This window comes from Spirillospora sp. NPDC046719 (genome assembly GCF_040645715.1).
Lineage (GTDB): Bacteria > Actinomycetota > Actinomycetes > Streptosporangiales > Streptosporangiaceae > Spirillospora.
Window position 1 is genome coordinate 18,096 of sequence record NZ_JBEYYT010000086.1, and the last position, 9,937, is coordinate 28,032.

Here is a 9,937-nt window from a genome sequence, read left to right on the forward strand (position 1 = left end):
CCCGCAGGGCCTGCGGGGCGGGCTCCGGAGGGCGTGATCACGGCGCGGCGATCGAGGCGAGGATCCCCTGGCGGGCGGCGCGGCGGGCCGGCCTGATCGCGGCGAGCGCGCCCGCGACGGCTCCGACCAGCGCGATCACCGCCAGCTGGACGGGCGGCGCGGCGAACGGGTTCCCGAGCGCGGCGCCGAGCCCCCAGCCGAGGAACACGCCGAGGCCGAGCCCGCCGGCGGTGCCGAAAAGCGCGACGATCAGCGACTCCCAGCGCACCATCGAGCGGATCTGCGCCCGGGTCGCGCCGACGGCGCGCAGCAGGCCGAGCTCGCGGGTCCGCTCGTGCACCGACAGCGACAGGGTGTTGGCGATGCCGAGCAGCGCGATGATGATCGCGAGGGCGAGCATCCCGTAGACGACGGCGATGAACCCGTTCATGTCGGACGTCTGCGCCGTGACGAACGCGCCGCGGGTCTCGACCTCGGGCGCCCCGTACGGTCCGGCGAGCGCGGTGAGGGCGCGCCGCGCCGCCGCGACGGACGCGCCGGGCTTCAGGTCGACGAACGCCCTGGTGACGAGCGGCTGCTCGGTGTGGGCGTCCCAGATCGTCCAGGGCACGAGGTAGTCGCCGGTCAGGTCGGTCCGGTCGTACACGGCGCCCACGGTGACCTGCTGGGCGGCGCCGTCGGCGAAGGTGAGGCCGACGCGGGAGCCGGCGTGCCAGCCGCGGTCGTCGGCGATCTTCTTGGAGACCGCGAAGGTGCCGGGCCCGGCGAGCGAGCCCTGCGAGACGTCCAGGTCGAGGACCCGGCGCAGCGCGGACGGGTCCCCGACGGACACGGTCGCGACGCGGCCGCCGACCCGCATGCCGCCGGTGCCGAGCCCGGCGACGCCGCGCACCTCCGGCAGCCGGCCCGCCTCGTCGACGAGGCGCGGGGCGAAGCCGCCGGTCTCGTTGCCGCCGCCGTCCACGACGAGCGGGCCCTTGAAGGACCCGGCGACGCCGTCCTCCAGGGACGCGCGCAGCGAGCCGACGAACACCGTGAGCAGGGTGACGACGCCGACGCCGATCATCAGCGCGGTCGCGGCGCCGGCGGTGCGGCGCGGGCTGCGCGCCGCGTTGCCGCGGGCCAGCGCGGCGGGCACGCCGCGCAGCCGCGCGGCCGGGGCGCCCGCGACGGCGGCCGCCGGTTTCGCCAACGCGGGCCCGAGCACGACCATCGCGACCAGGCCGAGCACCGCTCCGGCGGCGGCCATCGCCACCTTCCCGCCGGACGCGCCCAGCACGACCGTGCCGGCGGCCACCGCCGCGAACACCCCGCCGACGATCACGCGGGTGTCGGACACCCGGGACGGTTCCGCGGCGACCTCGCGCAGCGCCGCCAGGGGCCGCACGCGGGACGCCCGCAGCGCGGGCCCGAGCGCCGCGACGAGCGTCACCAGCAGCCCGGCCGGGACCGCGACCAGCAGCGTCGTGGCCGAGACGGTGAGCCCCTCCATCGCGATCCCGATCCGGAAGGTCGTGAACAGCAGCCGGAGCAGCGCGGCGAAGCCGAACCCGCCGGCGAGCCCGGCCAGCGTCGCGGCGCCGCCGATCACCAGCGCCTCGATCGCGGCGACGGTGAGGACCTGGCGGCGGCCCGCGCCGAGCGCGCGCAGCAGCGCGGACTCGCGGGTCCGCTGCGCCATCGTGATCGCGAACGTGTTGTGGATGCTGAACGCCGCGACGAACAGGGCCACCCCGCCGAACGCGCCGAGCACGATCCGGAACGTCCTGAGGAAGCCGTCCTGGACGGCGGTCATGCCCTCGTCGACCTGGGCGCGGTTGGTGACGGCCTCGGTCCCGGCGGGCAGCACCGGGCGGATGCGCGCGGCCAGCTCGTCCTGGCTCACCCCGCCGGAGGCGCGGATCGAGACGCCGCTGATGCGGCCGGGGGTCTTCGCGACGTACCGCTGCGCGCCCTCCAGGCTGAACGCGGTGAACGACGTCTCGCCGAACGCGTCCTCGGAGCCGAACTTGCTGATCCCGACGACCGTCACGGGGACGCGCTCGGGCGTGAGGACGGCCGTCCGGTCGCCGACCTTCAGCTTGCCCTCGTCGGCGAACATCTTGTTGATGACGACCTCGTCCGGGGCGCGCGGCGCGCGTCCCTCGGCGAGCCGGTAGGGGTTGAGCTTCGGGTCGTTCAGCCAGTTCCCGGCGGTCCTCGGGCCGCGGGACGGGATGGTCGTGCCGTCCTTGGCGAGCAGCTGCCCGGAGCCCTGGATGACGGGTTCGGCGTTCGCGACGCCGTCCACCGCGCGCACCTTCCCCAGCACGGACGCGTCGATCTGGCCCCGCGCGCCCCACGGCGCGTCGCTCACCTTGGTGGCGTTGCGGACGCTGACGTCGCTCCTGCCGTACGCGCCGGAGAAGTAGCCGTCGATGCTGGACGCGAGCGTGTCGCCGAGCACCAGCGTGCCGGTCAGGAACGTCACGCCGAGGAACACCGCGACCAGCGAGCCGGCCATGCGGCGCTTGCGCCCCCACAGCTCCTTGAAGACGAGCCCGGTCATGACCGGTCCCCCAGCCCGCGCATCCGGTCGAGGACCCGGTCGGCCGTGGGCTCGTCCATCACGTCGACGACGCGCCCGTCCGCGAGGAACACGACCGCGTCGGCGTAGCCGGCCGCGACCGGGTCGTGGGTGACCATCGCGACCGTCTGGCCGAGGTCGTCGACGGCGCCGCGGAGCAGGTCGAGCACCTCGGCGCCCGTACGCGAGTCGAGGTTGCCGGTCGGTTCGTCGGCGAACACGATCTGCGGACGGGTGACCAGCGCGCGCGCCAGCGCCACCCTCTGCTGCTGCCCGCCGGACAGTTCCGACGGCTTGTGCGTGAGCCGCTGCCCCAGCCGCAGTACCCGGACAACGGTGTCCAGCCATTCCCGGTCGGGACGGGTTCCGGCCAGCGTCATCGGCAGGACGATGTTGTCCTTCGCGGTGAGCGTCGGGAGCAGGTTGAACGCCTGGAACACGAACCCGATGCGTTCGCGCCGCAGCCGGGTCAGGCGCCGGTCCGAGAGCGCCCCGAGCTCCTCGTCGCCCACGTAGACCTTCCCGGACGTGGCGTCCTCCAGGCCCGCCACGCAGTGCATCAGGGTCGATTTGCCGGCGCCGGACGGGCCCATGATGGCGGTGAAGCGTCCGGCGGGGAACGCCACGCTCACCTCGTCGAGCGCGCGCACCGCCATGTCGCCGGTCCCGTAGACCTTGGTGAGCCGTTCCGTGCGGGCGCCGCCCGTGGCCGCGTCCGCCTCGCCGATGGTTCGTCTTGCCTCTGCCGCGTTTCCCATGGCCGGGATCGTCACGCGCCGGTACGGCCCGCGTCGTCCGGCAGCGAGAGGCACCGCGCCTACCCCGGAGGCGGCACCGGCGCGCCCGCGCGTACGACGGGGGCGGCAGCGGAGCCGGGCCGGGTACCCCGCAGGGGGTACGTCCCCGCCGGAAGATCAATAAGACGCGTTGTCCAATTGTGATGCGGGCAACATACAAGCAGGCTTGCTTGCTTGTAAGTGTGCTCGTACCGTCGGAGGCGTGTCAGTGAGCAGCCGCCGGCGCCGGCGCCACAGCAGCGGTACGCGCCGGACCCAGGAGGAACGCCGGTCGCGCACGCAGGCCCGGCTCCTCGAGGCCACCATGGAGTGCCTGGTGGACCTCGGCTGGTCCGGCACGTCCACCACCGAGGTGGCCCGCCGCGCGGGCGTCTCGCGCGGGGCTCAGCAGCACCACTACCCGACCAAGATGATCCTGGTCGCCGCGGCGCTGGAGCACCTGCTGGAGGCGCAGCGCATGGCGTACGAGACGGCGTTCGCGGTGCTGCCGAAGGAGCGCCGCGACGTCACCGGCGCGCTCGACCTGCTCTGGGAGGTCTTCCGCGGCCGGCCCGCCAAGGCCCTGATGGAGCTGGCGGTCGCGGCCCGCACCGACGAGGAGCTGCGCCCGCTCTGTGTCGACCTGAACGAGCGGATCCTGCAGACCATCGCCGAGACCTTCGAGAAGCTGTTCCCCGCGAACACGCTGCCGCCCGACTTCACCGACACGATGCTGCGCGGCCTGTTCGCGATGTTCGTCGGGCTGTCGATCCAGAACGCCCTGGACGACGACGCGCGCGGCAACCAGGCCGCGGTGCTCCGCCAGGTGAAGGAGATCGCCCGGCTGATCGTCCCGGAGCCCGGCCGCCCCACCCCCGACTTCGCGCCCGCCTCCGCCCCCGCACCGGAACCCGCGCCCGCACCGGCGCCGGAACCGGACGGCGAGACCGGCGGCGCGCCACCGCAACGGCCCGCGACCACCGCCGCGGGCACCTCCTAGCCCCGCAGAGTCACCCCCGGCCCCCGCAGGCCGCACCACCCCCGAGGGAGCGCCTCACATGCCGAAAGCCCCCACCGAACTCGCCGACGAGGTCCGCGAGCAGGTCAAGGACAGGAAGTCGTATCTCGGTGTCGTCGACCGCCTGAACAAGGCGTCCGTCGACAAGCACTGGGAGGCCTACGCCGACATCCCGTGGGACGACCCCGACTTCGTCGTCGACAAGAACGACCCGCGCTGGGTGCTGCCGCAGTTCGACCGGCTCGGCGAGACCGAGTGGTACCGGTCGCAGCCGCCGGAGATCCAGGCGCAGATCGGGCTGTGGCGCGTCGCCACCGCCATGAAGATCGGCCTGCAGTTCGAGAACCTGCTCAAGCGCGGGCTGCTGAACTACGCCTACCGGCTGCCGAACGGCCGGCCGGAGTTCCGGTACGTCTACCACGAGACGACCGAGGAATGTCACCACGGGATGATGTTCCAGGAGTTCGTGAACCGGACGAAGATGCCGATCCGCGGCATGCCGCGCTCGCTCAGCCTCATCGCGCAGGCCGCGCCGTGGATCCCGCTCGTCAGCACGGAGATGTTCTTCGTGTTCGTGCTGGGCGGCGAGGACCCGATCGACTACGTGCAGCGCAAGTCCCTCAAGGGCGGGCACATCAAGCACCCGCTCGAAGAGACCATCATGAAGATCCACATCGCGGAGGAGGCGCGGCACATCTCCTTCGCCCGCCACTACCTCAAGCACCGGATCCCGACCATGAACCCGGCGCGCCGCCGGATCCTCGGCTTCGCGACCCCCATCGTGCTCGGCGTGATGGCGCGGATCATGCTGTCCCCGCCCGGGCCGATGGTGCGGCACTTCAACATCCCCAAGGACGTCGTCCGGCAGGCCTACAAGAGCCCCGCCTCGCAGGCGGAGATCGCCAACTCGGTCGGCAAGATCCGCGACCTGATGGCCGAGCTCGGCGTCATCGACCCGGTGAACAAGCGGGTCTGGAAGGCGTTCGGCATCTGGGACCGGCCGGGGACGCGGCGCCCCGTCGACGAGCCCAAGGCCGCCTGAGCGATGGCCGGGGCGAACGGCGCCCGCGCGAACGGCGCCGGCGCGGCGGGGCCGGACGGTCCCGCCGCGCGCCGGAACGCCGTGGTGACGCCGGCGGCGGGACGCGGCGGGCCGTACAAGGTCGTCGTCATCGGGACGGGCTTCTCCGGCCTCGGCATGGCGATCGGGCTGAAGAAGGCCGGCGTGCACGACTTCGTCATCCTGGAGAAGGCGGACGAGGTCGGCGGCACCTGGCGGGAGAACACCTATCCCGGCTGCGCCTGCGACATCATGTCGCTGCTGTACTCCTACTCGTTCGAGCCGAAGAACGACTGGTCCCGGATGTTCCCGAAGCAGGGCGAGCTGCTGCGGTACATCAAGGACATCGTCGGCAAGTACGAGCTGGAGCAGCACATCCGGTTCGGCACCGAGGTCACCGCCGCCGAGTACGACGACGCCACCGACACCTGGCAGCTGTCGGTCGAGGGCGCGGGCGCCGAGCCCGGCGAGATCGTCCGGGGGCGGGCGCTCGCGGCGGGCATGGGCCCGCTGCACCAGCCGAACGTCCCCGACCTGCCCGGCCTCGCGTCCTTCGAGGGCACGACGTTCCACTCCGCCGAGTGGGACCACTCCTACGACCTGACCGGCAAGCGCGTCGCGGTGATCGGCACGGGCGCGTCCGCGATCCAGTTCGTCCCGCAGATCGCGAAGCGGGCCGGATCGCTGACGGTGTTCCAGCGGACGCCGCCGTGGATCATGCCGAAGCCGGACCGCAGGGTGACCGGACTGGAGAAGGCGCTGTTCCGGCGCGTCCCGGGGTTCCAGCGCGGCTACCGCAACGGCATCTACCTGCTGCAGGAGAGCTTCGTCCTCGGGTTCAAGAACCCGCGCCTGCTCAAGGCCGCGAGCTCGATCGCGCAGTGGCACCTCGCCCGCCAGGTGCCCGACCCCGAGCTGCGCCGCAAGCTCACCCCCGACTACACGATGGGCTGCAAGCGGACGCTGGTGTCCAGCGACTACTTCCCGGCGCTGATGCGGCCCAACGTGGAGCTGACCACCGAGGGCATCGCCGAGGTCCGCGAGCACTCGATCGTCACGCGCGACGGCCGGGAGCACGAGGTCGACGCGATCATCTTCGGCACCGGGTTCCACGTCACCGACGCGTTCGAGAACGCGCGGATCACGGGCCGGAACGGGCTGAAGATCCAGGACGCGTGGAAGGACGGCATCGAGGCGCATCTCGGCGTCGCGGTGAAGGGCTTCCCGAACCTGTTCCTGCTGCTCGGCCCGAACTCCGGCCTCGGCCACAACTCGATGATCTTCATCATCGAGGCGCAGGTCCGCTACATCCTGCAGTGCCTGGCGATGCTGGACGCGGCGGGCGGCGCGCGGATCTCGGTGAAGCCGTCCGTGCAGGACCGGTTCAACGCCTGGGTGCAGCGCAAGTCGGAGGGCGCGGTCTGGGTGGCCGGGGGCTGCGACAGCTGGTACCTGGACCGCAACGGCGTCAACCGGGCCGCCTGGCCCGCGTCGACGGTGAACTACTGGCTGCGGACGCGCCGCCTCGACCCGCGCGACTTCACGGTGGAGGGGCGCGACGACGAGCCGGCGGTCCCCGTTCCGTAGCCGGGTGAGTGTCGGCCCGGCCGCCCCACCCCGTACAATCCCGCATTTGAACACAACATCCAATTAGACGCATCGAGCGGAGCGCGCAGAATGAGCATCGCGATCGTGACCGGAGGCGCATCCGGCATCGGCCGTGCGATCGCCACGTCCCTGGTGGCGCGCGGCGACACCGTCGTGGTCAGCGACATCAACGCCGACGGCGCCGCGGCCGTCGCGGACAAGCTGAACACCCTCGGCAAGGGCAAGGCGTCCTCCGCCCCCCTCGACGTCACCGACGCCGAGGCCGTCACCGATCTCTACAAGCGCGTGAAGGCGGAGAACGGCCGGCTCGACCTGGTCTTCAACAACGCCGGCATCGCGATCGGCGGGCTGGCCGAGGAGCTCACCCTCGACCACTGGAACCGCGCGATCGACATCAACCTCAAGGGCGTCGTGCACGGCGTGCACGCCGCGTACCCGATCATGCTGGAGCAGGGCCGCGGGCACATCGTCAATACCGCCTCGCTCGCCGGGCTCGTCCCGATGCCGGTCGGCATCCCCTACACCGCCACCAAGCACGCCGTCGTCGGCCTGTCGCTCGGCCTGCGCGCCGAGGCCGCCCGGCGCGGCGTCAAGGTCAGCGTGGTCTGCCCGAGCTTCGTCGACACCCCGCTGCTGCACAACGTCAACCCGGACCTGCCCGAGACGCAGCTGAGCGGCAACGCGACCGGCGACATCGCCAAGGCGTCGCCGCGCCTCTACACGGCCGAGAAGCTGGCCCGCGACATCATGAAGGGCGTCGCCAAGAACCAGGCGCTCATCGTCGCCCCGGCGCACGGCCGCCTCGCCTGGCGCGGCGTCCGCCTCAACCCGGCCGCCGCCGTGCGCGTCGCGCAGATCGCCGTCAGCCGCATCGCCAAGTAGCCGCCCCCGCCCGCGCGCGCCCCACCCCCGCGCGCGGGCATGCATTGCGTCGGCGTCCACCGCTTCACGTTCCCCGATTCCGGGGCATGGCGTCCGTGTCAGGCCGTCTCGCCCGGCGCGGCCTCGGGTGCCTTCGGATAGTGGAGGTCGAAGGCGGGTCTCTCCGAGCGGATCCGCGGGATGGACGTGAAGTTGTGCCGCGGCGGCGGACATGAGGTCGCCCATTCCAGCGAATTGCCGAACCCCCACGGATCGTCCACCTGGACCCGCGTGCCGCGCCGCGACGTCCGGTACACGTTGTAGATGAAGAACAGCGTCGAGATCCCGAGCAGGAACGCACCGGCGGTGGAGATCCGGTTCAGTGCGGTGAACTCCTTGGGATAGTCGGCGTAGCGGCGCGGCATCCCCTCCGCGCCGAGCCAGTGCTGGACGAGGAACGTCGTGTGGAAACCGATGAACAGCGTCCAGAAGTGGACCTTCCCCCACGCCTCGTTCAGCATCTTCCCCGTCATCTTCGGCCACCAGAAGTAGAAGCCGGAGAACATCGCGAACACGACCGTCCCGAAGACGACGTAGTGGAAGTGGGCCACCACGAAGTAGGAGTCCTGCACCTGGAAGTCCAGCGGCGGCGACGCCAGGATGACGCCCGTCAGCCCGCCGAAGAGGAACGTCACGAGAAAGCCCACGGCGAACAGCATCGGCGTCTCGAAACTGAGATGGCCGCGCCACATCGTCCCGACCCAGTTGAAGAACTTCACCCCGGTCGGCACGGCGATGAGGAACGACATGAACGAGAAGAACGGCAGCAGGACCTGCCCCGTGGTGAACATGTGGTGCGCCCACACCGACATCGACAGCCCGGCGATCATGATCGTGGCGCCGACCATCCCGAAATAGCCGAACAGCGGCTTGCGGCTGAACACCGGGATGACCTCGGTGACGATGCCGAAGAACGGCAGCGCGATGATGTACACCTCGGGATGCCCGAAGAACCAGAACAGGTGCTGCCAGGTCAGCGCGCCCCCGTACGCCGCGTCGAACACGTGCGCGCCGAGCCTGCGGTCCGCCTCCAGGCACAGCAGCGCCGCCGCCAGCACCGGGAACGCCATCAGCACGAGCAGGCTCGTCAGGAACACGTTCCAGGTGAAGATCGGCAGCCGGAACATCGTCATTCCCGGCGCCCGCATCCCGATGACCGTGGTGATGAAGTTGACGCCGCCGAGGATCGTGCCGAATCCCGACAGCGCCAGCCCCATGATCCACATGTCGCCGCCGATTCCGGGCGACCGCAGCGCGCTGTTCAGCGGCGCGTACGCCGTCCACCCGAAACTCGCGGCGCCGCCCGGCGAGACGAATGACGCGAAAACGATGACGCCGCCGAACAGGAACAGCCAGTAGCTCAGCATGTTGAGGCGCGGGAACGCCACGTCCGGCGACCCGATCTGCAGCGGCATCACCACGTTCGCGAAACCGACGAAGAGCGGCGTCGCGAACAGCAGCAGCATCACCGTGCCGTGCATCGTGAACAGCTGGTTGTACTGCTCGTTGGAGACGATCTGCCGGCCCGGCGAGGCCAGCTCCGCCCGCATCACCATCGCCATCAGGCCGGCCAGCAGGAAGAAGACGAACGAGGTGGTCAGATACAGGTATCCGATCACCTTGTGGTCGGTGGTGGTCAGCCAGGACACCAGGACCGAGCCCCGGGGACGTCCCTCGGAAGGCGCCTCCGGGAGTCGACGGCCGAGAAGGACCATGCCGGGCTCCCAATCGACGGGGGATGCCCACAACTATTCGCCGGGGATCAGGGGGGCGCAAGACGTCTCCGCGTCCCCGCATAGGCTGAAAGGCGTGGAGCGCATACTGGTCAGTTCCTGCCTCGTGGGACGGCCCGTCCGATACGACGGGGCCGCCAAGCCCGTGGGCGGCGGCCTCTTCGAGCGGTGGCGCACGGAGGGCCGGCTCGTGCCGTTCTGTCCCGAGGTGTCGGGCGGGCTGCCCGTCCCCCGGCCGCCCGCCGAGATCGTCGG

The 9,937-nt window shown here is 71.4% G+C and carries 8 protein-coding genes; 5 read left to right on the plus strand and 3 right to left on the minus strand.

All coding sequences use genetic code 11. The features are described 5' to 3' along the window. Window positions 1–37: 37 nt before the first annotated feature. Together ABZ914_RS17210 and ABZ914_RS17215 are read right to left on the minus strand one after the other, a co-directional pair. Window positions 38–2,548 (minus strand): ABC transporter permease, encoded by a 2,511-nt coding sequence (locus tag ABZ914_RS17210; protein ID WP_500193908.1) that lies wholly within the window; start codon window positions 2,546–2,548, stop codon window positions 38–40. Next, window positions 2,545–3,324, minus strand: coding sequence for an ABC transporter ATP-binding protein (locus tag ABZ914_RS17215; protein WP_190868829.1), 780 nt, complete (start codon window positions 3,322–3,324; stop codon window positions 2,545–2,547). The genes ABZ914_RS17210 and ABZ914_RS17215 overlap by 4 nt, the downstream gene beginning before the upstream one ends. 241 nt (window positions 3,325–3,565) lie before the next feature. Here ABZ914_RS17215 and ABZ914_RS17220 point away from each other — a divergent pair, with 241 nt between their 5' ends. From ABZ914_RS17220 to ABZ914_RS17235, 4 genes are all read left to right on the plus strand, one after another. After that, complete coding sequence (locus tag ABZ914_RS17220; RefSeq protein ID WP_500193910.1) at window positions 3,566–4,342, plus strand: TetR/AcrR family transcriptional regulator; 777 nt, start codon at window positions 3,566–3,568, stop codon at window positions 4,340–4,342. A gap of 58 nt (window positions 4,343–4,400) precedes the next feature. Then, window positions 4,401–5,402, plus strand: coding sequence for an AurF N-oxygenase family protein (locus ABZ914_RS17225; protein ID WP_190868830.1), 1,002 nt, complete (start codon window positions 4,401–4,403; stop codon window positions 5,400–5,402). 3 nt (window positions 5,403–5,405) lie between these two features. After that, window positions 5,406–7,007, plus strand: coding sequence for a flavin-containing monooxygenase (locus ABZ914_RS17230; RefSeq protein ID WP_500193912.1), 1,602 nt, complete (start codon window positions 5,406–5,408; stop codon window positions 7,005–7,007). Window positions 7,008–7,097: 90 nt separating this feature from the next. Next, window positions 7,098–7,910, plus strand: coding sequence for an SDR family NAD(P)-dependent oxidoreductase (locus ABZ914_RS17235; RefSeq protein ID WP_500193914.1), 813 nt, complete (start codon window positions 7,098–7,100; stop codon window positions 7,908–7,910). A gap of 98 nt (window positions 7,911–8,008) precedes the next feature. Here ABZ914_RS17235 and ctaD read toward each other — a convergent pair whose 3' ends face one another. Continuing rightward, the gene (gene ctaD, locus ABZ914_RS17240) at window positions 8,009–9,664 is read right to left on the minus strand and encodes an aa3-type cytochrome oxidase subunit I (RefSeq protein ID WP_500193915.1); all 1,656 of its coding nucleotides are present in this window, start codon (window positions 9,662–9,664) and stop codon (window positions 8,009–8,011) included. 94 nt (window positions 9,665–9,758) lie between these two features. Here ctaD and ABZ914_RS17245 point away from each other — a divergent pair. Beyond that, window positions 9,759–9,937: 2-thiouracil desulfurase family protein (locus tag ABZ914_RS17245; RefSeq protein ID WP_500193918.1), on the plus strand; the 179-nt coding region annotated here is incomplete at its 3' end.